Source organism: Alkalihalophilus marmarensis DSM 21297 (assembly GCF_000474275.2).
Lineage (GTDB): Bacteria > Bacillota > Bacilli > Bacillales > Bacillaceae_D > Alkalihalophilus > Alkalihalophilus marmarensis.
Map to the genome: position 1 here is coordinate 1 of NZ_ATAE01000093.1, position 25,488 is coordinate 25,488.

26 protein-coding genes and 2 other annotated features are annotated in these 25,488 nt (G+C 41.2%); of the genes, 25 read left to right on the plus strand and 1 reads right to left on the minus strand.

Translation table 11 applies throughout. The features are described from left to right. Positions 1 to 65: 65 nt before the first annotated feature. Positions 66 to 242 (minus strand): hypothetical protein, encoded by a 177-nt coding sequence (locus tag A33I_RS20995; protein ID WP_022630029.1) that lies wholly within the window; start codon positions 240 to 242, stop codon positions 66 to 68. Between the two features lie 351 nt (positions 243 to 593). Here A33I_RS20995 and A33I_RS19685 point away from each other — a divergent pair, with 351 nt between their 5' ends. The 25 genes from A33I_RS19685 (at position 594) to rpoB (ending at position 25,457) form a co-directional block, all read left to right on the plus strand. Next, entirely contained in the window at positions 594 to 1,064 is a 471-nt protein-coding gene (locus A33I_RS19685) for a CtsR family transcriptional regulator (RefSeq protein ID WP_022630030.1), read from the plus strand. Positions 1,065 to 1,166: 102 nt separating this feature from the next. Continuing rightward, positions 1,167 to 1,700, plus strand: coding sequence for a protein-arginine kinase activator protein McsA (locus A33I_RS19690; RefSeq protein WP_022630031.1), 534 nt, complete (start codon positions 1,167 to 1,169; stop codon positions 1,698 to 1,700). Between the two features lie 4 nt (positions 1,701 to 1,704). Continuing rightward, entirely contained in the window at positions 1,705 to 2,781 is a 1,077-nt protein-coding gene (locus tag A33I_RS19695; RefSeq protein ID WP_022630032.1) for a protein-arginine kinase McsB, read from the plus strand. A 17-nt stretch (positions 2,782 to 2,798) separates the two neighbouring features. After that, positions 2,799 to 5,240, plus strand: coding sequence for an ATP-dependent protease ATP-binding subunit ClpC (gene clpC / locus A33I_RS19700; protein ID WP_012957108.1), 2,442 nt, complete (start codon positions 2,799 to 2,801; stop codon positions 5,238 to 5,240). A gap of 149 nt (positions 5,241 to 5,389) precedes the next feature. Then, positions 5,390 to 6,766 (plus strand): DNA repair protein RadA, encoded by a 1,377-nt coding sequence (gene radA, locus A33I_RS19705; RefSeq protein WP_012957109.1) that lies wholly within the window; start codon positions 5,390 to 5,392, stop codon positions 6,764 to 6,766. 5 nt (positions 6,767 to 6,771) lie between these two features. Continuing rightward, complete coding sequence (gene disA / locus A33I_RS19710) at positions 6,772 to 7,845, plus strand: DNA integrity scanning diadenylate cyclase DisA (RefSeq protein ID WP_012957110.1); 1,074 nt, start codon at positions 6,772 to 6,774, stop codon at positions 7,843 to 7,845. 146 nt (positions 7,846 to 7,991) lie between these two features. Next, a complete protein-coding gene (locus A33I_RS19715; protein ID WP_022630034.1) occupies positions 7,992 to 9,080 on the plus strand; it encodes a PIN/TRAM domain-containing protein in 1,089 nt (362 codons plus the stop codon). Between the two features lie 226 nt (positions 9,081 to 9,306). After that, positions 9,307 to 10,011 carry a 2-C-methyl-D-erythritol 4-phosphate cytidylyltransferase gene (gene ispD / locus A33I_RS19720; RefSeq protein WP_022630035.1) on the plus strand — a complete coding sequence of 235 codons (705 nt, stop codon included), beginning with the start codon at positions 9,307 to 9,309 and terminating at the stop codon, positions 10,009 to 10,011. A gap of 1 nt (position 10,012) precedes the next feature. Beyond that, positions 10,013 to 10,492, plus strand: a complete 480-nt coding sequence (ispF, locus tag A33I_RS19725; protein ID WP_022630036.1) for a 2-C-methyl-D-erythritol 2,4-cyclodiphosphate synthase — start codon at positions 10,013 to 10,015, stop codon at positions 10,490 to 10,492. Positions 10,493 to 10,585: 93 nt separating this feature from the next. Then, positions 10,586 to 12,040 carry a glutamate--tRNA ligase gene (gltX, locus tag A33I_RS19730; protein ID WP_022630037.1) on the plus strand — a complete coding sequence of 485 codons (1,455 nt, stop codon included), beginning with the start codon at positions 10,586 to 10,588 and terminating at the stop codon, positions 12,038 to 12,040. A 5-nt stretch (positions 12,041 to 12,045) separates the two neighbouring features. After that, positions 12,046 to 12,275 (plus strand) — a binding site (T-box leader). Between the two features lie 67 nt (positions 12,276 to 12,342). Further along, entirely contained in the window at positions 12,343 to 12,993 is a 651-nt protein-coding gene (gene cysE / locus A33I_RS19735) for a serine O-acetyltransferase (protein WP_022630038.1), read from the plus strand. 54 nt (positions 12,994 to 13,047) lie between these two features. Next, positions 13,048 to 14,445 carry a cysteine--tRNA ligase gene (gene cysS, locus A33I_RS19740; RefSeq protein WP_022630039.1) on the plus strand — a complete coding sequence of 466 codons (1,398 nt, stop codon included), beginning with the start codon at positions 13,048 to 13,050 and terminating at the stop codon, positions 14,443 to 14,445. A 1-nt stretch (position 14,446) separates the two neighbouring features. Then, a complete protein-coding gene (locus A33I_RS19745) occupies positions 14,447 to 14,854 on the plus strand; it encodes a Mini-ribonuclease 3 (RefSeq protein WP_012957117.1) in 408 nt (135 codons plus the stop codon). 33 nt (positions 14,855 to 14,887) lie between these two features. Further along, positions 14,888 to 15,637 carry a 23S rRNA (guanosine(2251)-2'-O)-methyltransferase RlmB gene (rlmB, locus tag A33I_RS19750; protein ID WP_022630040.1) on the plus strand — a complete coding sequence of 250 codons (750 nt, stop codon included), beginning with the start codon at positions 14,888 to 14,890 and terminating at the stop codon, positions 15,635 to 15,637. A 1-nt stretch (position 15,638) separates the two neighbouring features. Beyond that, positions 15,639 to 16,151, plus strand: coding sequence for an NYN domain-containing protein (locus A33I_RS19755; protein ID WP_022630041.1), 513 nt, complete (start codon positions 15,639 to 15,641; stop codon positions 16,149 to 16,151). 82 nt (positions 16,152 to 16,233) lie between these two features. Further along, positions 16,234 to 16,881 (plus strand): RNA polymerase sporulation sigma factor SigH, encoded by a 648-nt coding sequence (gene sigH, locus A33I_RS19760; protein WP_022630042.1) that lies wholly within the window; start codon positions 16,234 to 16,236, stop codon positions 16,879 to 16,881. 163 nt (positions 16,882 to 17,044) lie between these two features. After that, a complete protein-coding gene (gene rpmG, locus A33I_RS20470; RefSeq protein WP_012957121.1) occupies positions 17,045 to 17,194 on the plus strand; it encodes a 50S ribosomal protein L33 in 150 nt (49 codons plus the stop codon). Positions 17,195 to 17,466: 272 nt separating this feature from the next. Then, the gene (gene secE, locus A33I_RS19770) at positions 17,467 to 17,661 is read left to right on the plus strand and encodes a preprotein translocase subunit SecE (RefSeq protein WP_022630044.1); all 195 of its coding nucleotides are present in this window, start codon (positions 17,467 to 17,469) and stop codon (positions 17,659 to 17,661) included. 76 nt (positions 17,662 to 17,737) lie between these two features. After that, positions 17,738 to 18,271, plus strand: coding sequence for a transcription termination/antitermination protein NusG (nusG, locus tag A33I_RS19775; RefSeq protein WP_012957123.1), 534 nt, complete (start codon positions 17,738 to 17,740; stop codon positions 18,269 to 18,271). A gap of 159 nt (positions 18,272 to 18,430) precedes the next feature. Continuing rightward, the gene (gene rplK / locus A33I_RS19780) at positions 18,431 to 18,856 is read left to right on the plus strand and encodes a 50S ribosomal protein L11 (RefSeq protein WP_012957124.1); all 426 of its coding nucleotides are present in this window, start codon (positions 18,431 to 18,433) and stop codon (positions 18,854 to 18,856) included. A gap of 79 nt (positions 18,857 to 18,935) precedes the next feature. Further along, entirely contained in the window at positions 18,936 to 19,676 is a 741-nt protein-coding gene (gene rplA / locus A33I_RS19785) for a 50S ribosomal protein L1 (protein ID WP_075683995.1), read from the plus strand. A 58-nt stretch (positions 19,677 to 19,734) separates the two neighbouring features. Beyond that, positions 19,735 to 19,868: a sequence feature (ribosomal protein L10 leader region), on the plus strand. Positions 19,869 to 19,906: 38 nt separating this feature from the next. Then, the gene (gene rplJ, locus A33I_RS19790) at positions 19,907 to 20,404 is read left to right on the plus strand and encodes a 50S ribosomal protein L10 (protein WP_022630045.1); all 498 of its coding nucleotides are present in this window, start codon (positions 19,907 to 19,909) and stop codon (positions 20,402 to 20,404) included. Positions 20,405 to 20,469: 65 nt separating this feature from the next. Beyond that, positions 20,470 to 20,832 carry a 50S ribosomal protein L7/L12 gene (gene rplL, locus A33I_RS19795; RefSeq protein ID WP_022630046.1) on the plus strand — a complete coding sequence of 121 codons (363 nt, stop codon included), beginning with the start codon at positions 20,470 to 20,472 and terminating at the stop codon, positions 20,830 to 20,832. 123 nt (positions 20,833 to 20,955) lie between these two features. Then, on the plus strand, positions 20,956 to 21,561 hold the full coding sequence (locus A33I_RS19800) for a class I SAM-dependent methyltransferase (RefSeq protein ID WP_022630047.1): 606 nt from the start codon (positions 20,956 to 20,958) through the stop codon (positions 21,559 to 21,561). A gap of 353 nt (positions 21,562 to 21,914) precedes the next feature. Further along, entirely contained in the window at positions 21,915 to 25,457 is a 3,543-nt protein-coding gene (gene rpoB / locus A33I_RS19805) for a DNA-directed RNA polymerase subunit beta (RefSeq protein ID WP_022630048.1), read from the plus strand. The last annotated feature ends 31 nt before the right edge of the window (positions 25,458 to 25,488 follow it).

Consider the following 25,488-nt stretch of genomic DNA (forward strand, 5'->3'; position numbering starts at 1 on the left):
GAAGAGAAAGGGTGAGCCAGGACGTTGCCAGGCAGATAAAACACAATCCATTAGGATTGTGTTTTTTAGTATGCATAAACAGCGAAGGACCACTTATGAGCTAAGCCTAGCAGATCTCCTCGCCCGTCAACTAATGCAATAAACAGCAAAGCAGGTACTATTCCGCTTTCTACTGATGCAAATAGCTGCTCATCAGGCGCAATAAACAATCTTTGACGCAATGAGCCTCTGAACCTGAACAATTACACGAAACCCCGGCGCAATCCTCCATTCAACCAACGCAATTACTCATTAAATCGGCGCATACCATCCTCCTCAATCCTGCCTCTATCTAAAATATCTCGTATATGAGCTACTTTCTAAAATTAAAAACCTTTCAACTGATTCGAAATAATAATGATTATTCTATTCATATATAGGGAATAGAGAAAGAATTACTTAACCAATTACATATTCCATGTAGAGATTGATGAGTCATTGGCTATACTAGCTTGTGTGACGTCAAATAGTTGCACTTTTACAACAGATTGATTATAATATTTTCAAAGTCAAAGATAGTCAAAGTCAAAATGGAAGAGAGGAGGCGTCTATGATTGAGGAACATATCGGATATTATTGAAAATTACCTTAAGTCAACTTTAATGAAAAGTAAAGATGATTTGCTTGAAATAAAACGAAGCGAATTAGCAAAACAATTTGAATGTGTGCCCTCTCAAATTAATTATGTGATTAGTACTCGTTTCACAATAGAAAAAGGTTATATTGTGGAAAGTAAACGAGGCGGTGGCGGGTATATTCGAATTATTAAAGTGAAGCCTCATGACGATCTAGCTCTCTTCGAACAGGTCATGAATGTAATTGGAACAAAAATTGATCAACAAACAGCAGAAAATGTGATACTACGGCTTCTAGAAGAAGGGGCTATCTCTAAAAGGGAAGCAAATCTTATGGTAAGTGTAGTAGACCGATCATTATTCCAAACAACGGTTACTCATCGAGATGAAATAAGGGCAAACCTTATAAAAGCAATGCTCGAAACATTAACTTATAAACAAGACCGTTAATAGAAATTCGTTAAAAGACTTACCTTAATCGATCTTCCTTTAATCGATAACTGTCTATTATCAAACCTGTTTAATATCGAAAAGTGAGTGAGGTGTTATGCGATGAAATGCCAAGAATGTGATGAAAGAGAGGCGACATTGCATTTTACGAAAATTGTTAACGGGAAAAAAGCAGAATTTCATATATGTGAACATTGTGCAAGAGAAAAAGGAGAGCACATCCCAGGCTCTAACAGCTTCTCTATTCACCAATTACTATCTGGGCTGCTTCATTTAGATAAACCTATAAATACAAGTCAAGATAAGGTTAATAGACCTAAAGAGCTGATTTGTCAAAATTGCGGAATGAAGTATGAACAGTTCACCCGTACCGGAAGATTTGGCTGTGCGGCCTGCTATAAGAGTTTCGAAGATAAATTGGACCCTATTCTAAAAAGGGTACATAGTGGAAACCACACTCACTCTGGAAAGATTCCCGTAAGAGTAGGCGGAGGAATTCAGCTTCAACGAGAAATTGACTCATTGAAAGCTCAAATGAAGCAGTACATTGAACGTGAAGAATTTGAGCAGGCAGCAGAGACCCGTGACCAAATTCGAGCGCTTGAAGAACAAAAAAAGAATCAAGGAGAGGGGTGAGAGGATGTCACTCCAGAAATTTATCTCAGAAGCAATTAGTCCTTGGATGAAAAAAGATGGTGCAGATTCGGATATTGTCTTGAGCAGCCGAATAAGATTAGCAAGAAACCTAAAAGAATATAAGTTCCCTTTGTTAGCTACCATGGAAGAATCAAGCGCAGTAGTAAAGCAGGTTAAAGAGTCATTGCTTACAGAGGACAACCAAGAGACTGGTCCGCTTGAACTTGTTTTAATGGAAGATTTAAAAGCTAACGAAAAAAGAGTTTTAGTAGAGAAGCACTTGATCAGCCCCAACTTAGCGGAGCAATCAAAACACGGTGCTGTGATCCTCAGTGAAGATGAGTCGGTAAGTATTATGATTAATGAAGAAGATCATCTTCGAATTCAATGTCTTTTTCCTGGGTTTCAATTAACGAAAGGTTTAGAGGCAGCTAGTAGATTGGATGATTGGATTGAAGAAAGAGTGACCTATGCTTTTGATGAAAAAAGAGGTTATTTAACCAGCTGTCCGACAAATGTTGGGACAGGGTTAAGAGCTTCAGTGATGATGCACCTTCCAGCGCTTGCGATGACTCGTCAATTAAATAAAATTTTACCGGCAATTAATCAATTAGGATTAGTTGTTAGAGGAATTTACGGGGAAGGTAGCGAAGCTTTAGGTAACCTATTTCAAGTTTCAAACCAATTAACTCTCGGAAAATCTGAACAAGATATCGTTGAAGACCTGCGAGATGTAGTGATGCAGTTGATTCAACAAGAACGTGCAGCACGAGAAGTGTTAATGCAAAGTTCGAAATTACAGCTAGAAGACAGGGTGTACCGCTCTTACGGGATCCTTTCTTATAGTCGAGTAATTGAATCAAAAGAAGCTACTCAGCGATTGTCTGATGTCAGATTAGGTATTGATGTTGGTCTGCTTGAGAATGTTTCTGCAAATATTTTAAATGAGTTAATGATCCTAACTCAGCCGGGCTTTTTGCAGCAGTACGCAGGCGAAGTGTTATCGCCGGATTTACGAGATGAGCGGCGTGCAACTCTCATCCGTGAACGATTAAAACTTGAGAACGATACGAACGAATAAACGTGGAGGTGGCGCCAATGATGTTTGGACGTTTAACAGAACGAGCTCAGAAGGTATTAGCATTAGCACAAGAGGAAGCCATTCGATTAGGTCATAATAATATTGGTACAGAGCATGTACTGCTCGGTCTGATTAGAGAAGGAGAAGGAATTGCTGCTAAAGCGTTGCAAGCCCTTGGATTAGGTTCAGAAAAAATTCAAAAAGAAGTAGAGACTTTAATCGGAAAAGGCCAAGAAGGGTCTAAAACGATTCATTATACACCCCGTGCCAAAAAGGTAATTGAGCTTTCTATGGATGAAGCGAGAAAGCTTGGACACTCTTATGTCGGCACAGAACATATCCTTTTAGGGTTAATTAGAGAAGGAGAGGGTGTTGCAGCAAGAGTATTAAATAATCTTGGTGTAAGCCTCAATAAAGCACGTCAGCAAGTACTGCAGTTACTAGGCAGCAATGAGGTTGGCAGCTCTTCACAACAAGGAGGAAGTGCTACTCATGCTAACACGCCGACACTTGACAGCTTAGCAAGAGACTTAACTGCTATTGCCCGTGAAGAGTCACTTGACCCTGTTATTGGACGAAGTAAAGAGATTGAGCGTGTAATCCAAGTACTCAGCCGTCGTACAAAAAACAACCCTGTTTTAATCGGGGAGCCTGGTGTTGGTAAAACGGCGATTGCTGAAGGATTAGCACAAGCTATTGTTGCAAATGAAGTTCCTGAAACACTTCGCAACAAACGTGTGATGACACTCGATATGGGTACGGTAGTAGCTGGTACAAAATATCGTGGTGAATTCGAAGACCGTTTAAAGAAAGTGATGGATGAGATTCGTCAAGCGGGTAATGTCATTTTATTCATTGATGAGCTGCACACATTAATTGGTGCAGGTGGAGCAGAAGGTGCCATTGACGCTTCTAATATCTTAAAGCCTTCACTAGCACGTGGAGAACTTCAATGTATCGGTGCGACAACTCTTGATGAATACCGTAAGTATATTGAAAAAGATGCAGCGCTTGAGCGTCGTTTCCAGCCAATTCAAGTAAATGAGCCGACGCTAGAGGAGTCGATCTTAATCTTAAAAGGTCTCCGTGATCGTTACGAAGCACATCACCGTGTAACAATTACAGATGAGGCGATTGAAGAGTCTGTTAAAATGTCAGATCGCTACATTTCAGATCGTTTCTTACCTGACAAAGCCATTGATTTAATTGACGAGGCTGCTTCAAAAGTGAGACTGCGTTCTTACACAGCACCTCCAAACTTAAAAGAGCTTGAAGGTCGTCTTGAAGAAACGCGTAAAGAAAAAGATGCTGCCGTTCAAAGCCAAGAATTTGAAAAAGCAGCTTCTCTTCGTGACACTGAACAGCGTCTGCGTGAAGAACTTGAAGAGATGAAGAACGAGTGGAAGAAAAAGCAAGGGCAAGAGGATACCGAAGTTGTCGTTGAAGATATTGCCCAAGTCGTTGCTAGCTGGACTGGAATTCCTGTATCAAAGCTAGCTGAGGAAGAAACAGAAAGATTGCTTAAGATGGAGAAAATTCTTCATGAGCGTGTAGTAGGCCAAGAAGAAGCTGTTATATCTATTTCTAAAGCAGTAAGGCGTGCTCGTGCAGGCTTAAAGGACCCTAAACGTCCAATTGGTTCATTTATATTCCTAGGGCCGACTGGTGTTGGTAAAACAGAATTGGCACGTGCAGTAGCCGAGACATTATTTGGAGATGAAGATGCAGTGATTCGTATCGACATGTCTGAGTATATGGAAAAGCACGCAACGAGCCGTTTAGTAGGTTCTCCTCCGGGATATGTAGGACATGAAGACGGTGGACAGTTAACAGAGAAAGTTCGTCGCAAGCCATACTCTGTAATTCTTTTAGATGAAATTGAAAAAGCTCACCCGGAAGTATTTAATATTTTATTGCAAGTGCTTGAGGATGGACGATTAACAGATTCTAAAGGCCGTACGGTAGACTTCCGCAATACAGCAATCATCATGACATCCAACGTTGGTGCTAGTACGTTAAAACGTAATAAGTATCTTGGGTTTACAACGGAAAGTGAAGGGCAAGAGTATAAAGATATGAAAGGAAAGGTGATGGCTGAGCTTAAACGAAGCTTCCGCCCTGAATTCCTTAACCGTATCGATGAAATTATTGTCTTCCATTCACTAGAGAAAAAGCATGTGCGTGAAATCATCACATTAATGGCAGATCAATTAAAGCAGCGCTTGAAAGAGCAGGGCATTGATTTTGAACTTACTGAGGCTGCAAAAGATAAGATTACTGACCTTGGTTATGATCCGGAGTACGGTGCGCGTCCATTACGCCGTGCGCTTCAAAAGCAAGTAGAAGACCGCCTCTCAGAAGAACTTCTTAAAGGAACGATCTTCAAAGGACAGAAGGCGATCATTGATGTGAAAGATGATGAGCTTGTTGTAGAAACGCGTGAAAGTGCGCAAGTATAAATAATCGACTAAATTCGGGAAAGAAAAGCCGAGGGACAGACATAATCCCTCGGCTTTTCACCATAGAGATAGTAGTACCTCCTCTTTCACGTTTGTCTCCTATCTCTGTTACAATAAGAGTAGAAGAAGTAAGGAAGTGAGGAAGGGTAATGGCAAAGAAAAAAACAAAGTTCGTTTGTCAGGAATGCGGCTATGAATCAGCCAAGTGGATGGGGAAATGTCCTGGTTGTCAAGGCTGGAACACCATGGTCGAAGAGTTTGAGCCAAGTGCCAAACAATCTAGCCGGAGTTATGTCACTTCAGGGGCAGCCCAAGGGACGAAACCGCAAGCGATCACAACCATTGTTAGTGAAACAGAAGCTAGAATGAGCACGACGATGGTCGAGTTAAATCGTGTACTCGGCGGAGGGATTGTACCTGGCTCGCTTGTATTAGTAGGCGGTGACCCCGGAATAGGCAAGTCTACTCTATTACTCCAATTATCAGCGAAGCTCGCTGCTACAAATGAGAAAGTCCTCTATATCTCTGGTGAGGAATCTGTAAAGCAGACCAAACTGCGGGCTGATCGATTAAATGTATCATCATCTAACCTTTATGTATTAGCTGAGACAGATCTAAGCTTTATTGAACGAGCTATTGATCAAGTCGAACCAGCCCTCGTCATTATCGATTCCATTCAAACCGTTTACCAAGATGAGATTGCCTCTGCACCAGGAAGTGTGGCACAAGTAAGAGAGTGTACTGCAGCCTTTATGAAAATAGCAAAGACACGCGGGATTGCGATCTTTATCGTAGGTCATGTGACCAAACAGGGTTCGATAGCTGGGCCGAAGCTTCTTGAACATATGGTCGATTCGGTTTTATATTTCGAAGGAGAGCGTCATCATACATATCGAATTCTTCGTGCTGTGAAAAATCGTTTCGGTTCGACGAATGAGATGGGGATCTTTGAAATGAAGGAATTAGGATTAGAAGAAGTGTTGAATCCTTCTGAGATATTCTTAGAGGAACGCTCAAAAGGAGCAGCAGGATCGATCGTTGTCGCATCAATGGAAGGTACGAGGCCTGTATTAGTCGAACTGCAAGCACTTATTTCTCCAACCAGTTTTGGGAATCCTAGAAGAATGGCAACAGGAATTGATCATAACCGTGTATCACTGTTAATGGCTGTTTTAGAAAAGCGTGTAGGTCTCTTGCTACAGAATCAAGATGCCTACCTTAATGTAGCAGGCGGTGTTCGCTTAGACGAACCTGCTATTGATTTAGCGATTGCATTAAGTATCGCATCTAGCTTCCGTAACCAAGTGACAAGCCCAACAGATGTGGCGATCGGAGAGATTGGATTGACCGGCGAAATACGTAGGGTGTCACGGATTGAACAGCGTGTGAATGAGGCAGCTAAATTAGGGTTTAAGCGTGCTATTATACCTGAGAAGAATCTTGGAGGCTGGAGTGTTCCAAAAGAGATTCAAGTAGTAGGCGTACCAACGTTAGAGCGTGCGCTTGAGGTAGCTTTAGGGAGGTAAGTCGTATGGATGAAAGGAAAAAAGAGGGCTTTATTCAGAGTGTATTAAAACTGGTAGCCCCTGGTACTGCTCTACGTGCAGGAATCGATAATGTACTTCGAGCTAAAACAGGGGGCTTAATTGTTCTTGGTTATAATAATGAGATGATGAATATTGTAGATGGGGGCTTCTTTATAAATTGTGATTTCTCCCCTGCTTACTTATATGAGCTGGCTAAAATGGACGGTGCCATCATTTTAAGCGAGGATGGAAAACGTATTTTGTATGCGAACACTCAGCTTGTTCCTAATAACGGGATTGAATCAAATGAAACAGGAATCCGCCATAGAACAGCAGAACGTGTAGCAAAACAAACGGGAAACCTTGTTATTTCGATCTCTCAGCGCCGTAATGTTATCACTCTATATCAAGGAGAAAATCGCTATTCTCTAAAAGATATTGGGGTTATCTTAACGAAGGCAAACCAAGCGATTCAAACACTTGAAAAGTATAAAGTGGTTCTTGACCAAGGGATAACAAACTTAGGAGCATTAGAATTTGAACAGCTGGTTACATTCCATGAGGTAACTCAAGTAATTCACCGAGTGCAGATGGTGCTGCGGATTAAAAGAGAAATCTTGAATTACGTCAATGAACTTGGTGATGAGGGCAGATTGATTACTATGCAGTTGAATGAACTGGTATCAAATATCGAAAAAGAAGCGATTTACCTGCTGAAAGATTATGTGAAGGATAGAAAGCAAGATGAGTTCGATACGTTGCGAGAACTGACAAAGTCTCAGACAGAAGATCTGCTTGATGAACATGAAATTGTGAAGGTACTCGGATACGGGAAAAATGTGAATGTTCAAGAACAAGCCGTGTCACCAAGAGGGTACCGGATCCTGCACAGAATCCCAAGACTCCCGCCAGCAATTATTAATAACCTGATTGATAAATACGGCAATTTATCGAGCATCATGTTTGCGAGTATCGAGGAACTTGATGAAGTCGAAGGGATCGGAGAAGCACGTGCTAAAATGATAAAAGATGGTCTTCAAAGGATTCAAGAACAGTTGTTTGTAGACCGTCATATCTAAGGGTAGTTAAGTTATCTGAATTGACAGAATTTTATTCGTTTGTTACGTTTTAAGTAACATTTTATCATGGAATTTTATGTGAAATTAAGTTTGCTAGGTTTCAATTATGGAAACTTGTCTATAATAATTGAAGGAGGTGAAGCTGAATGCTGAGATGGATTGTGCAATTGTTTTTCATTTTAATGGGTGGGACCTTAGGGTTTTTATTTGTTCCTGAACTGATTCAGGTGATCAACTTTGGTGAAACGCCAGCTTGGTTAATGAGTCCTTATGCAGGTGCTGTAATTGGAGCCGTTATTCTGTTTGTTACGACTTTCTGGTTAGCTGACTATATCGTAAATCTTATGAAACTTGTAGAAGAAGCGATTGTCAAAGCTCCTGTTACAGATGTTTTATTTGGCTCGATGGGATTGATTATTGGACTAATTGTTGCGTATTTAATAGGTATTCCTCTAAATGTTATTCAAATCCCTGTCGTAAGTACGATTGTTCCTATCTTTGTAACGATATTCTTAGGGTATTTCGGTTTCCAGATTGGTTTTAAGAAGCGTGATGAATTAATTAATCTGTTCACGCGAAACATAGGAAAAGATAAAAAGAAAGAAGAGGAAGAGCGTGCTAGCGGCAGTCAGCTGAAAATTCTTGATACGAGTGTCATTATTGATGGCCGCATTGCTGATATTTGCAAGACAGGTTTTCTAGAAGGGACTTTAGTGATCCCGGAATTTGTCTTAGAAGAGCTCCAGCATATTGCTGATTCCTCAGATGTATTAAAGCGCAATAGAGGCCGCCGAGGATTAGATATTTTAAATAAAATCCAAAAAGAATTACCGATAAATGTTGAGATCTATGAAGGTGACTTTGAAGAGATTCAAGAGGTTGACAGTAAGCTTGTGAAATTAGCTAAACTTTCTTCAGGTATAGTTGTAACAAATGATTTCAATTTGAATAAAGTTTGTGAACTGCAAGGTGTGTCGGTCTTAAATATTAATGACCTGGCGAATGCTGTTAAACCAGTTGTTCTTCCAGGTGAAGAACTGAATGTTCAAGTGATTAAAGATGGAAAAGAACAGCATCAAGGCGTCGCTTATTTAGATGACGGCACAATGATTGTCGTAGAAGGCGGACGTGATCATATAGGAAAGAATCTTGATGTAGTGGTTACAAGTGTTCTGCAAACCAGCGCAGGGCGTATGATTTTCGCAAAACCTAAACTGTTAGAAAAAGCTTTGTAAATAAATGGATGAAGCACCTGCCTCTAAGCGTTGATTCAGATGGAAGGTGCTTTTCTTTTTTAGGTTAACTTACTCTTTTGCTTCATTACGGGTAGGGTGGCTGATTAATCATGGCAAATTTTATGCGTGTATTCCAAAAATCATGATAAAATAAAAGGCAATAAAATGATGCCGCGGCAGTAGTTTTGTCTTTTATTGCATCGAGGAGAAGTAGAGGTATACAAACATGAACTATAGTGTAGTCATTCCTGCTGCAGGACAAGGGAAAAGAATGCGGGCAGGAAAGAATAAACAATTTATCTTTCTTAAGAATGAGCCGATTATTGGCCATACGCTTCGTGTTTTTATAGAAGACTCATGGTGCAGACGCATTATTCTTGTAGTTAATAAAGATGATCGCCGCGAAATGGAGAAGTTAATCTCTACTTTTAAGGGAGAGAAGCCGATTGAATTGGTTGACGGAGGTACAGAGCGCCAGCAAAGTGTAAAATGCGGAATTGATACTATTTTTGACATGAAGGATGAGGAAAAAGAAGAAATCGTATTAGTTCACGACGGGGCCAGACCTTTTATCAAGCAGGAAGTCATTCACCGGCTTGTGCAAGCAGCGGCAATTGATAAGGCTGCAACCGTAGCTGTACCTATGAAAGACACGGTAAAAAGAGTAAGAGATATGACAGTGGTGGAGACGATGGACCGCTCTGAACTATGGTCGATTCAAACACCGCAAGCTTTTCAGCTAGTTACAATAAAAGAAGCACATGATAAGGCAGAGGATGCGAATCAATTAGGTACAGATGATGCGAGCCTTATTGAATGGGCAGGCAGGTCAGTGACGATTGTTGAAGGCGATTATACAAATATAAAGCTTACCACCCCTGAAGATCTGCTTTTTGCAGAAGCGATATTGGCACATAAGGAGAGAGTATAGGATGATTCGAATAGGACAAGGATATGATGTGCATCAATTAGTAGAAGGAAGACCTCTCATTATCGGCGGAATCACAATCCCGTATGAGAAAGGTTTGCTTGGTCACTCTGATGCAGATGTGCTGCTTCACACCATTGCGGATGCTGTTCTTGGAGCAGTGGCTGAAGGTGATATCGGCAAACATTTTCCAGATACTGACCCTGAGTTTAAAGATGCAGATTCAGCGAAACTTTTAACTGATGTATGGGGAATTGTAAAGGAGAAGGGGTATGAATTAGGCAATATTGATTGCACGATCATTGCCCAAAAACCCAAAATGGCTCCTCATATAAATGACATGAGACAGCGCATTGCGGAGCTCCTTGAAGCAGATATCAGCCAAGTTAACGTGAAAGCCACAACTACCGAGAAGCTTGGTTTCACAGGTCGCGGTGAAGGGATTGCTTCACTAGCAACGGTGCTTTTGACAAAGTCATCTTAATTCTTTTAGGTAAGTCTAAAAAGAGTAACGCAGGATTATAGGAACAATGCTACAATAAAAAGCATACTATTTTAGAAATGGAAGGTGCATGAAATGGGTAGTGAAGTGAGAGTACGTTTTGCTCCTAGTCCGACGGGGCATTTACATATTGGTGGTGCCCGCTCGGCATTATTTAATTATTTATTTGCAAAAAGCCAAGGCGGAAAGTTTATTCTTCGCATTGAGGATACAGATCAAGCTCGCAATGTAGAGACTGCGACAGAAAAATTAATGGACAGTTTGAAGTGGCTTGGAATTGAGTGGGATGAGAGTGTTGACGTAGGAGGCGAATATGGTCCTTACAGCTGTATGGAGCGTATTGACCTATACAAAGAATATATTCAAAAGCTTATTGATGAAGGCAAAGCGTATTACTGCTATATGACGGAAAGCGAGTTAGAAGCAGAGCGTGAAGAGCAGCTTGCACGTGGCGAAACGCCTAAATACAGCGGTCGTGATCGTAACTTGACTGAAAGTGAGCGTAAAGCATACGAAGAAAAGGGCCTCAAGCCTGTTGTTCGTTTCCGCGTGCCTGAGGGTCAGGATATTGTGATTGATGATGCGGTAAGAGGGAAAGTAACATTTGAGTCTGACGGCATTGGTGATTTCGTTATTGCAAGAAAAGACGGCGTGCCGATGTATAACTTTGCTGTAACAGTTGATGATCATTTAATGAAGATCACACATGTCATTCGTGGTGAGGAGCATTTATCTAATACACCACGCCAAGTAATGCTTTATCAAGCATTTGGCTGGGAAACTCCTCGTTTTGCTCATGCATCATTAATTTTAAATCCTAATCGTCAGAAGATGAGTAAGCGTGATGAGTCAATTATTCAATTTGTGGAACAATATAAAGAGCTTGGTTACATGCCGGAAGCCATTGTGAACTTTCTATCATTACTTGGCTGGTCACCAGTCGGAGAAGAAGAGATCTTCTCTATGAAAGAGCTAGGAGAGCAATTTTCGCTTGACCGTGTAGCAAAGGCTCCTGCTGTATTTGACACAGATAAGCTGACGTGGATGAATAACCAGTACATTAAAGAAGCAGAGCTAGAGAGAGTTCTTGAGCTGACCATTCCTCATCTAGAGAAAGCAGGAAGACTGCCTGAAGATATGAACGAAGAGCGTCTTGAGTGGACGAAACGCTTAGTAAGCCTGCATCAAGAAAAACTCCATTACGGTGCAGAAATTGTTGAGTTAACAGAGTTGTTCTTTAAGGCAGAAATTGATTATAATGAAGAAGCACAAAAAGTACTTGATGAAGAGCAAGTACCTGAAGTGATGAAGCATTTCTTAAGTGAACTTGAAGAGCTTGACATATTTGAAGCTGCAGAGATTAAGGCTGCTATTAAGTCGACTCAAAAAGCGACAGGCCAAAAAGGCAAGAATCTTTTCATGCCAATCCGTGTAGCAACAACCGGCCAGACGCATGGTCCAGATCTTTTAGTTTCAATTGAACTTCTAGGCAAAGCAGTCGTTACAGCTCGCCTTAAAAGTCTTTTATAAATAGTGTTATCGTGTTGAGAGGGAAAAGTAAGGAATATAATTGCTTTTTAGAGAGAACCATCATCGGCTGAAAGTGGTTTAAGCAATGATTTCTGAACATGCACCCTTGAGCCTTTCTCTGAATCACTCCGGTTTAGTAGGGGAAAGCGAGTGGCGTCGTTATATGCCATAGAGATAGTGTGAGGGATACTCCCTTTTACTAAAACAGAGTGGAACCGCGCTAGGCGCCTCTGTGCATATACTGCACAGGGGCGTTTTTATTTTTATAAAAAGAGATAATTTTCAAAGGGGGAGGAGAAGCGATGAGAAAAATCATACGAACGCTCATGAATGATGTAGATGTGGTGTTTAGTCAGGACCCTGCTGCTAGAAGTCGGGTAGAAGTGATTTTTACCTACTCAGGAGTTCATGCGATCTGGTCACACCGGCTCGCTCATTGGATGTGGAAAAAGAAGTTTTACTTCTTAGCAAGATTGCAATCACAAATCAGTCGCTTTTTCACCGGAATTGAAATTCATCCTGGAGCAGTCATTGGCCAAAGGTTATTTATTGACCACGGCATGGGTGTTGTCATTGGGGAGACTTGTGAGATCGGGGATAATGTGACGATTTACCAAGGTGTAACATTAGGTGGAACAGGGAAGGAAAAAGGCAAGCGCCACCCGACTATAGCAGATGGTGTATTGATTGCCTCTGGTGCTAAAGTGTTAGGATCATTTTTAATTGGAGAGAATGCTCGTATAGGAGCAGGTTCGGTTGTATTAAAGCCTGTACCTCCTAATTCAACCGTAGTAGGGATACCAGGAAAGATTGTTATTCAAGATGGAGTAAAAGTAGAACACGGCTTAAATCATCATCTATTACCAGATCCTATAGCCGATAAATTAAAAGAGTTAGAAGATGAGGTTCGCGATCTGCGTAAGCAGCTAGAAGAACAAAGACAATCAAAATAGTAATTAACGATTAATAAAACTAATGAATGATTAACAGTTGAAGGAGTCGATCATATGGCGATTCAGCTATATAACAGCTTAACAAAGAAAAAAGAAACATTTGTACCGATGGAAGAGGGGAAAGTTAAGATGTATGTGTGCGGGCCTACCGTGTATAACTACATCCATATTGGTAATGCAAGACCGCCGATTGTCTATGATATGGTCAGACGTTATTTAGAATATCGCGGGTATGAGGTAGAATTTATCTCTAATTTCACAGATGTAGATGATAAAATCATCCGTGCTGCTCACGAACTTGGAGAAGACGTATTCGCTGTGGCGAATCGTTTCATTGAAGAATATCACAATGATACGTGCGCACTCGGAGTCAAAAAGGCTAATAAACACCCTCGTGTAACAGAGACGATTCCAGAAATTATTGACTTTGTGGCTAAATTAATTGAAAAAGAATACGCTTATGAGTCGGGGGGAGATGTTTATTTCCGTACCAAGAAATTTGAAGGCTACGGCAAGCTATCTTCTCAATCGATAGATGACCTTCGCTCTGGTGCGAGAATTGAAGTAGATGAGCGAAAGGAAGACCCGCTTGATTTTGTATTGTGGAAAGCGGCTAAAGAAGGAGAAGTTTCTTGGGAGAGTCCGTGGGGAGATGGCCGTCCAGGCTGGCATATTGAATGCTCTGCGATGGTGAAGAAATATTTAGGCGATACGATCGATATTCATGCCGGCGGAAAAGATTTATCTTTCCCCCATCATGAAAATGAAATCGCCCAATCGGAAGCTTTAACTGGAAAAACGATGGCAAATTACTGGATGCACAATGGATTTATTAATATAAATAACGAAAAAATGTCGAAATCACTCGGTAATTTTGTTTTAGCACATGATATTATTCGACAGCATTCTGCAGAAGTCGTACGTTTCTTCATGCTGACTGCTCACTATCGCAGCCCGATTAATTTCAGCGACGAGCTGCTAGATGGAGCTAAGAATGGATTAGAGCGTCTTCGCACGGCTGTTTCAAGCTTAGAGCACCGCTTAGGGGAATCGGCTGATTACGGAGAGAAAGCAGAATGGTTAACGAAAATTTCGCAGCTGAAAGAAACGTTTATCAATGAAATGGACGATGATTTTAATAGCGCAAACGGCATTTCAGTCATGTTTGACCTTGCTAAAGAGGCGAATCGTTACTTGCGTGAAGAACAAACATCTAAAGAAGTCTTGCAGGCATTCATCGCTTTATTTGATGAGTTAGCAGGTGTTCTAGGGATTGTGGTGCGTACCCAAGCAGAACTTTTAGATACAGAAATAGAAGCCTTGATTGAAGAGCGTAATGAAGCTCGTAAATCGCGTAACTTTAAGCGTGCAGATGAGATTCGCGATCAGCTGAAGGATCAAGGTATTTTGCTTGAAGACACTGCGCAAGGTGTTAGGTGGAAACGAGGTTAAGATGAAATTAATAGAACCGAATACAGATTTAACACAGCTTAATGCATTAGCGCTTGCTTATATGGGCGACTCGGTATTAGATATGTATATTCGTTACTATCTTATTGCGCAAGGTAAAGTAAGACCGCATCGGCTGCACGTAGAAGCAACGCGCTTTGTATCAGCTAAAGCACAAGCCAAAGTGGTTTACTCCTTATTAGATGAAGAATTTTTTACAACGGAAGAAGAGGCCGTGCTAAAGCGCGGCCGCAATGCAAAGTCAGGCTCGATCCCAAAGAATACCGATGCTAATACGTATCGCTATTCTACCGGGTTTGAGGCTGTGCTTGGCTATCTTTATTTACAAGGTGAAAATGCACGATTAGATCAAGTGATGGAAAAGGTCGTTGCTATATTGGATGAAAAATAAATAATAAAAGTAAATGGAAGGAGGCGTGAGAGTATGAAACAGGAGTTTATTTTAGGGAAAAATCCGGTCATTGAGGCTCTTCGCGCAGGACATGCTATTAATAAAATTTGGATTGCAGAGGGGTCCAATAAAGGACAAATGACTAAGGTTGTGCAGCTGGCAAAAGAGCAAGGCGTCCTAATCCAAAATGCTCCAAAGAAAAAGCTTGAGCAGTTAGTAGACAGCTCAAATCACCAAGGGGTTGTTGCTTCGATTGCTGCCTATGAATATGCTGAGATGGATGATTTGTTTGCACTTGCTGAAAAACGCGGGGAAGAGCCTTTCTTTCTTATTCTAGATGAAATAGAAGATCCTCATAATTTAGGCTCTATCATGCGGACAGCTGATGCTGCAGGTGCACACGGAATTATTATCCCAAAACGTCGTGCAGTCGGCCTCACGCAGACAGTTGCCAAAGCTTCAACCGGGGCGATTGAGTATATCCCGGTGGTACGCGTCACTAATATTGCAAGAACGATGGATGATTTGAAGAAGAGAGGCTTATGGTTTGCCGGCACAGATGCAAAAGGGAGTGCGGATTACCGTCAAGCTTCATTTGATATGCCGATTGGGTTAGTGATTGGCAGTGAGGGGAAAGGAATCAGCCGCTTAATTAAAGAGAAATGTGATTTTCTGATTCAGATTCCAATGGTCGGACAAGTTACTTCCCTTAATGCATCGGTTGCAGCGAGCCTTTTGATGTATGAAGTGTATAGAAGACGTCATCCATTAGGAAGCAAGTAAAATGAAAGATATTCTCCTTGTAGATGGTTACAACATGATTGGAGCATGGCCGGAGCTGAGAGCATTAAAGGATCGTGATCTCGCTCTGGCGCGTGATCGTCTCGTTGAGCGGATGGCTGAGTATCAAGCTTTTACTGGGTATGAGGTGAAGGTCATCTTTGATGCTCATATGGTTGCAGGAATTGGGAAGCAGTATCTTAACTATCGTGTGGATGTGATCTATACGAAAGAAAATGAAACTGCAGATGAACGAATCGAGAGACTTGTGCTTGATCTGAAACAAATTGATACAAGAATTCATGTAGCTACTTCTGACTTTACAGAGCAATCACTAATCTTTGGAAGTGGTGCATTAAGGAAGTCAGCCAGAGAGTTATTAATTGAACTTGAAGTGGCAGATAAGGGGATTGAAGAAAGTGTCGAAACTACACGAAAAAAGCGAGATTCGACAAAACTGCCGCTAAATGAAGAAATAATTGAAATTTTTGAAAGATGGCGTCGAGGCGGCAGATGAGTGGTTGACCGGCTGGAAATCTGTGCTATATAATTATCGTATAATTTGGACAACATCCAAGGTCGGGGGGATTGTCGTGCACATGGACCTTCAAGAAACGGTAACAAAGCTCAATTATGATCAAGTTGATGATGATGTGTTAGTGGAACAAGTGCGTATGGGGGATAGTGGTGCTCTAGAGTTTCTGATCAACAAGTACAAGAATTTTGTACGAGCAAAAGCTCGGTCGTACTTTTTGATAGGGGCAGATCATGAGGACATTGTCCAAGAAGGTATGATAGGCCTTTACAAAGCTGTCCGAGATTTTAAAGGGGACAAGCTTGCATCATTCAAGGCATTTGCAGAACTATGTATTACCCGTCAAATCATTACCGCAATCAAGACAGCTACGAGACAAAAGCATATTCCGCTTAACTCGTATGTTTCACTTGATAAGCCGCTTTATGATGAAGAGTCAGACCGTACATTATTGGATGTAATCTGTGGAAGTCGAGTAACCAATCCAGAAGATCTATTAATCAACCAAGAAGAGTTTGAAGATATCGAGCTTAAAATGGGGGAGATCTTGAGTGAACTCGAGCGACAAGTGTTAATGCACTACCTCGATGGAAGGTCCTATCAAGAAATTTCTGAGGATCTAAATCGTCATGTAAAATCAATAGATAATGCCTTGCAGCGTGTAAAGCGTAAGCTAGAGCGTTACGTAGAGTTAAAAGGTATTACGCTATAAGGAGCACTAGAGCCTGGTTCTATGTCAACCAGGTTCTTTTTCTTGTAGTACTTGAAGTGGTGAATCTATCAGCCAATCAGTTGGTATCACTAGAAGCAATTGACACTTAATAGCTGCTATGCTACAGTTAAAGAGTGTGTATACAGCTGTACGGAGGTGCCTGATGCGTAATAAAGTAATACTAGCCTGTGAGATTTGTCATTCAAGAAATTATACAACTCAAAAGAATAAACTAACTCACGTTAACCGCATTGAGGTGAAGAAGTTCTGTAAGTTGTGCAATGAGCACACTCTTCATCGTGAAACCAAGTAATACAGATGGAGCGGTTCTTTTTTTGGCTTTTTTTACACCTTGACTTGGATGAAACTTAAGCAGATATATTAACTCTATATAAAAACTTGAGCGGATATAGAAATAAAAAGACAAAGGTGAAAAGTTTTGCTTCACGGTAAAGCCTCTAAAATAAGACAAGCTTTGCCTATGGATGGGACGTTGGTTTGGTCTTGTTTATGTGCTCACATAAACAATTTCGGAATAGATACGCATTTATTTGTCTATATTGATTGGTGCTGGAGGTGTCTGCCATGGCTGGCGGCGAAAAGAACATTGGTAAGTTTTTTAAAGATGTCGTACTTGAGATGAAACGTGTATCGTGGCCTACGCGTAAAGAATTAACTCGCTACACTTGGGTGGTTCTTGGTACGGTTGCGTTTATTACTGTTTTCTTTGCAATTGTAGACTACGGAATCTCTTCTGCTGTTCGTTTATTACTCGGATAAACCAGCGGGATAGCTTTCAGTCTTGGTTAAGTATGGTTTGAGAGAAGGAGGGAAGGACAAAACCGTCCTATTAAACATGGAGAAAAATTGGTATGTGGTTCATACGTATTCAGGCTATGAAAATAAAGTAAAAGCAAACTTGGAAAAACGTGTTGAGTCAATGGATATGACTGACAAAATTTTCCGAGTGCTTGTTCCTGTTGAAGAAGAAACGGAAGTGAAAAACGGGAAAACAAAGCAAGTGACAAAAAAGGTATTTCCTGGTTATGTTATTGTTGAGATGGTCATGACAGACGATTCATGGTATGTTGTACGTAACACACCTGGAGTAACTGGCTTTGTCGGCTCTTCGGGTGCGGGTTCAAAACCTACAGCGTTATTACCTGAAGAAGCAGAAGCGATCTTGAAACAAATGGGTGTAAGTGAGCCTAAAGCTGATCTTGATTTTGAATTAAAAGAATCAGTTAAGGTGAAGGAAGGTCCATTTGCTAACTTTATCGGATCGATTGAAGAAATTTATTTGGACAAACAAAAGATTAAAGTGCATGTAAATATGTTCGGTCGTGAAACCCCGGTAGAGCTTGAATTTGATCAAGTTGAAAAGATTTAATTCAAAAAAACTTGAAAGTTATCTCTGAAGGTGATAAAATCTTCATGTTTGATAATGGTTTTACTACATGAACCATCGGGTGCATGATTGCATCCGTTTTTTGAGTGGGAGGGTGTAGACACCCGGATAACCACATCACGGACTAAGGAGGTGTGTCACGTGGCTAAAAAGGTAATTAAAATGGTTAAATTACAAATTCCTGCTGGTAAAGCTAATCCAGCGCCGCCGGTTGGTCCTGCATTAGGTCAAGCAGGTGTTAATATCATGGGATTCTGTAAAGAATTTAACGCTCGTACTTCAGATCAAGCGGGTCTTATCATCCCGGTAGAAATTACGGTATTTGAAGACCGTTCGTTTACATTCATCACTAAAACTCCACCTGCTGCTGTTCTTCTTAAGAAGGCTGCTGGTATCGAGTCAGGTTCTGGTGAGCCTCACATTAAGAAAGTTGCAACAGTTAAGCGTGATAAAGTACGCGAGATTGCTGAAACGAAGATGCCAGACCTAAACGCAGCTGATGTTGAAGCAGCTATGCGTATGGTTGAAGGTACTGCACGTAGCATGGGTATCGTGATTGAAGACTAATTTGTAACATTGTTTTTTTATGGAGGTTGCGATGAGGAAACCCCTCTTTACCTAAGTTTTAGGTTCGCAACCTTTAATAGTGGGAGGTACTACCGCTAAAACCACATTCGAGGAGGAAATTAGCATGGCTAAAAAAGGTAAAAAATATCAAGATGCTGTAAAGCTAGTAGACCGCGATGCGGCTTATCTTGCTGACGAAGCAATTGAATTAGTAAAGAAAACTGCTACAGCTAAATTCGATGAAACAGTTGAAGTTGCTGTACGTCTAGGTGTTGACCCTAAGAAAGCAGATCAACAAATCCGTGGAGCTGTTGTTCTTCCAAACGGAACAGGTAAAACTCAACGCGTTCTTGTATTTGCTAAAGGTGAAAAAGCGAAAGAAGCTGAAGCTGCTGGCGCTGATTATGTAGGTGATGAGGATTTCATCAACAAGATCAACCAAGGTTGGTTCGAGTTTGATGTAATCGTAGCAACTCCTGACATGATGGCACAAGTTGGTAAGCTTGGTCGTGTTCTTGGACCAAAAGGCTTAATGCCAAACCCTAAGACTGGTACAGTAACATTTGATGTACAAAAAGCTGTTAATGAAATCAAGGCTGGTAAAGTAGAATACCGTGTTGATAAAGCTGGTAACATCCACGTACCAATCGGTAAAGTATCGTTCGAAACAGAAAAACTTGTTGAGAACTTCACAACTATTATTGAAACATTAGTGAAAGCAAAACCTTCTGCTGCTAAAGGAACATACATGAAGAATGTTGCTGTAGCATCAACTATGGGACCTGGTGTACGCGTTAACGCTTCATCAATTGCAAAGTAATTATTGACTTTCAATAATTAGTAAAGTATACTCTTAAGAGTGCTTTGGCACGACTAAGATAAAAATGAACATCATACCGTAGACAGTAGGTGCATCGATTGCTTAATTTCCTACCGAGGTAAGCTTATAGATTCAGTGTAACTGACATCAATAATGCCCTCATGTCTACATGGGGGCTTTTTATATTCGCTTCTTGACGGTATGGTATAAAAACCATGGGAGGTGTAAGGATGAGCGTACTAGAACAAAAGAAACAAATCGTATCTGATATCGCTGATAAGCTACGTGATAATAAAGCAACTATTGTTGTTGACTACCGTGGTCTTAACGTAGCTGAAGTAACTGAACTTCGTAAGCAGCTTCGTGAAGCAGGCGTTGAGTTCAAAGTTTACAAAAACTCTTTAACTCGTCGTGCAGCTGATGCAGCTGAGCTTTCTGAGCTTAACGAACAGCTTGTTGGACCGAACGCTGTTGCTTTCAGTGCAGAGGATGTAATTGCTCCTGCAAAGGTGCTAAACGAATTTGCTAAGAAGCATGATGCTCTTGAGATCAAAGCTGGTGTTATTGAAGGACGCGTTGCTTCGGTTGAAGAAATCAAAGCTCTTGCTGAACTTCCATCACGCGAAGGTCTACTTTCTATGCTTGCGAACGTACTTCAAGCTCCAATGCGTGGTTTCGCATTAGTTACGAAGGCTGTTGCAGAGCAAAAAGAAGAAAAAGGCGCGTAAGCTGACGCTTGTTCGCTAATGTTTTACAAAAACTAAAAAACTTATTTATATAGGAGGATTTCAAAATGACTAAAGAACAAATCATTGAAGCAGTTAAAGAAATGACTGTTTTAGAACTTAACGACCTTGTTAAAGCAATCGAAGAAGAATTTGGTGTAACTGCAGCTGCTCCTGTAGCTGTAGCAGGTGGAGCTGCTGACGGTGGCGCTGCTGAGCAAACTGAATTTGACCTAATCCTAACTTCTGCTGGTGGTTCAAAAATCGGCGTAATCAAAGTTGTTCGTGAAATCACTGGTCTTGGTCTTAAAGAAGCTAAAGCTTTAGTTGATGGTGCTCCATCTCCAGTTAAAGAAGGTATCGCTAAAGAAGAAGCTGAAGAAATGAAAGCTAAACTTGAAGATGCTGGCGCTTCTGTAGAAGTTAAGTAATAAATCTTCAAAAAAGACTCGCATCTATGCGGGTCTTTTTTTCTTCTAAATAACAGGTTTTGATTTTAGTAAATGAGATCAAAATAGGTGATAGAAGTGTTGATGAAAGTGAGGGATTCATAAGTGTCTGGTCATTATTATTCAAATGATCCTAAAGTGGAAAGTGATGAAAAAACATGGTCATTTGAACTGAAAGGGAAGACGTACAGATTCACATCTGATAGAGGGGTCTTTTCAAAGAAGGAAGTGGATTTTGGGAGTCGTCTTTTAATCGATGCATTTACAATGCCTGAAGTGAGCGGGGCGCTATTAGACGTCGGTTGTGGATATGGGCCGATTGGTCTAGCAGTTGCCTCTATCGATAAAGAGCGCGAAGTTCATATGGTAGATGTAAATGTGAGAGCATTAGATCTTGCTCGAAAAAATGCTATGAATAACGGTATATCGAACGTGGACATTTATGAAAGTGACACGCTCGGCCAAGTGAAAGGCAACCAGTATGCTGCAATCTTAACTAATCCTCCTATTCGTGCCGGTAAGAAAGTGGTTCACGAGATTTTTGAACAGGCACATGGGCGTCTTAAAGATGGAGGCTGTCTGTGGGTCGTTATTCAAAAGAAGCAAGGTGCTCCTTCTGCAATGGAGAAGATTGAAGGGTTATTTGGAAATGTAGAAGTAGTAGAAAAGAAAAAGGGATACTTCATTTTATCTGCAAAAAAAATTGACTGAGTATCTACTTTGTGATATTGTTATTTAATGCGTATAACTACCTATTTTTCGTAAAGTCTATCTTTTTTTATTCTGTATAGCATTGGAGAAATATGGTTATACTAGTATAATCGAACGAATGGATGGAAAATGTGGTTTTATTAAACGAAGCCATTTTTTCTTTTTGTGCGTGAAGACTATGTCAGGTAATACAAGCTTTAAGCTTATATGAGTCGTGTGAAAATACGGCAGTATAAGTATGTACGCAATCTATAAAAATGTTTAATCTGCAATCTTTTCTTATTGATCTATAGGGAGAGAGTAGATGAAGCCATTTTTAGATACTATAACGCGAGATTTGAGGGGTGAATCAGTTGACAGGTCAACTTGTTCAGTATGGACGCCACCGCCAACGTAGAAGCTATGCAAGAATTAACGAAGTGTTGGAGTTGCCAAACTTAATTGAGATTCAAACAGCTTCTTATCAATGGTTTCTTGATGAGGGATTAAGAGAAATGTTCCAAGACATTTCCCCGATTCAAGACTTCACAGGAAATTTAGTTTTAGAGTTTATTGATTACAGTCTAGGGGAGCCCAAATACCCGGTAGATGAATCAAAAGAGCGTGATGTGACGTTCGCTGCTCCTTTACGAGTTAAAGTCCGTCTTATTAATAAAGAGACTGGTGAAGTAAAGGAACAAGAAGTATTCATGGGTGACTTCCCATTAATGACAGAGACTGGCACATTCGTCATTAACGGGGCAGAGCGTGTTATCGTTTCTCAGTTAGTACGTTCTCCAAGTGTGTACTACAGTCAAAAGACTGACAAGAATGGGAAGAAAGGTTTCACCGCTACTGTTATTCCAAACCGCGGAGCATGGTTAGAGCTTGAAACCGATGCGAAGGACATTGTGTATGTCCGTATTGACCGCACAAGAAAGATTCCAGTGACGGTTCTTTTGCGTGCCTTAGGGTTTGGGTCTGATCAAGAGATCATTGATCTATTAGGTGAAGATGAGTATCTTCGTAATTCCCTAGAGAAAGATAATACAGATAGCACGGAAAAGGCATTGCTTGAAATCTATGAGCGTCTTCGTCCGGGTGAACCGCCAACAGTAGAAAATGCAAAGAGCTTGCTTGATTCTCGCTTCTTTGATCCTAAGCGCTATGATCTAGCGAATGTTGGTCGTTACAAGATTAACAAAAAGCTTCATATTAAAAACCGTTTATTCAACCAGCGTTTAGCAGAAACGTTAGTGGATCCTGAAACGGGTGAAGTAATTGCTGAGGAAGGCACGCTTCTAGACCGTCGTACGCTAGACCGTATTCTGCCTAACTTAGAAAATAACATTGGTTTCCGTACAGCTCGTGCATCAGGCGGAGTAGTAGAAGACAGCGAAATTGATCTCCAATCTATTAAGATCTATGCTCCAGATGACCAAGAGGGTGAGCAAGTCATCCGTATTATCGGTAATGGCTTAGTAGAGCGTGAAGTGAAACATATCACTCCAGCTGATATTATCGCATCTATTAACTACTTCTTTAACTTACTGCATGGTGTTGGTGATACAGATGATATCGACCACCTAGGTAACCGTCGTCTTCGTTCAGTAGGGGAATTACTGCAAAATCAATTCCGTATCGGTTTATCTCGTATGGAGCGTGTTGTTCGTGAGCGTATGTCTATTCAAGATCCGAATATGATTACGCCTCAAGCTCTTATCAATATCCGTCCGGTTATTGCCTCTATTAAAGAGTTCTTCGGAAGCTCTCAGCTTTCTCAATTTATGGACCAAACGAACCCGTTAGCTGAGTTGACACATAAGCGACGTCTATCCGCATTAGGGCCTGGTGGTTTAACACGTGAGCGTGCTGGATTTGAAGTACGTGACGTTTACTACTCTCACTATGGTCGTATGTGTCCAATTGAAACTCCAGAGGGACCGAACATTGGATTGATTAACTCATTATCTTCTTATGCGAAGGTAAATGAATTTGGGTTTATGGAAACACCGTACCGTCGTGTGGATCCTGAGACTGGAAAAGTTACAGCGCAAATTGATTATCTAACAGCAGATGAAGAGGATAACTATGTTGTCGCTCAGGCAAATGCTCGTCTATCTGATGATGGATCATTTGTAGATGATAATATCATTGCTCGTTTCCGTGGGGAGAACACTGTTGTTCCACGTGAGCGTTTAGATTATATGGATGTATCTCCTAAGCAGGTAGTTTCAGCGGCGACGTCATGTATTCCGTTCTTAGAAAATGATGACTCCAACCGTGCACTTATGGGAGCGAACATGCAACGTCAAGCTGTTCCTCTTCTTATTCCTGAGGCACCGCTTGTTGGTACAGGTATGGAGCATGTATCTGCTAAAGATTCAGGTGCTGCGATTGTATCGAAGCATCCTGGGGTAGTAGAGCGTGTAACAGCTAAAGAAATCTGGGTTCGCAGAACTGAAGAAGTAGATGGTAAACAAGTGAAGGGTGACCTTGACAAATACCGTCTTCAAAAGTTCATTCGCTCGAACCAAGGTACAAGCTACAACCAACGTCCGATCGTTCGAGAAGGCGATGTGATTGAAAAGCGTGAGATCCTTGCTGATGGTCCATCAATGGAAAGCGGAGAAATGGCATTAGGCCGTAACGTACTTGTTGGATTCATGACATGGGATGGTTATAACTATGAGGATGCGATCATTTTAAGTGAGCGCCTTGTAAAAGATGACGTATATACATCGGTTCATATTGAAGAGTATGAGTCAGAAGCTCGTGATACGAAGCTTGGACCTGAAGAAATTACTCGCGATATTCCAAACGTCGGTGAAGACGCGCTTAAGAATTTAGATGAGCGAGGAATAATCCGTGTAGGTGCTGAAGTAAAAGACGGCGACATTCTTGTTGGTAAAGTTACACCAAAAGGGGTTACTGAACTAACAGCTGAAGAGCGTCTATTACATGCCATTTTCGGTGAAAAAGCTCGTGAGGTACGTGATACGTCACTACGTGCACCGCATGGCGGGGACGGAATTGTACTAGATGTGAAGATCTTTAACCGTGAAGACGGCGATGAGCTTCCTCCTGGTGTGAATCAGCTTGTACGTGTATACATCGTACAAAAGCGTAAGATTAACCAAGGGGATAAGATGGCCGGACGACATGGTAACAAAGGGGTTATCTCTCGTATCTTACCAGAAGAGGATATGCCTTTCCTTCCAGATGGAACACCAATCGATATCATGTTAAACCCACTAGGGGTACCGTCTCGTATGAACATCGGACAGGTGCTTGAGCTTCATTTAGGTATGGCAGCTCGTAAACTTGGCATCCATGTTGCTTCTCCTGTATTTGACGGAGCGAATGAGGAAGATGTTTGGGGTACACTAGAGGAAGCTGGTATGGCACGTGATGGTAAGACAGTCCTTTATGATGGACGTACAGGGGAGCCGTTTGATAACCGTGTGTCAGTAGGGATCATGTACATGATCAAGCTTGCCCACATGGTAGATGATAAGCTTCACGCTCGTTCAACTGGACCATACTCACTCGTTACACAACAGCCGCTTGGTGGTAAAGCACAATTTGGTGGACAGCGTTTCGGTGAGATGGAGGTTTGGGCACTTGAGGCCTATGGAGCTGCTTACACTTTACAAGAAATCTTAACTGTTAAGTCTGATGACGTTGTCGGACGTGTTAAGACGTATGAAGCAATTGTTAAAGGTGAAAATGTTCCTGAGCCAGGTGTACCTGAATCATTTAAAGTTCTTATCAAAGAGCTTCAATCACTCGGTATGGACGTGAAGATGCTCTCAAGTAACGAGGAAGAGATTGAGATGAGAGAGCTTGATGATGAAGATGAACAGACTTCAGAGAAGCTTAACTTGAATCTTGAATCAAGTGAATCAAACGTATAACGAATAAAAGTATAGAAAAAAGCGATGCGGG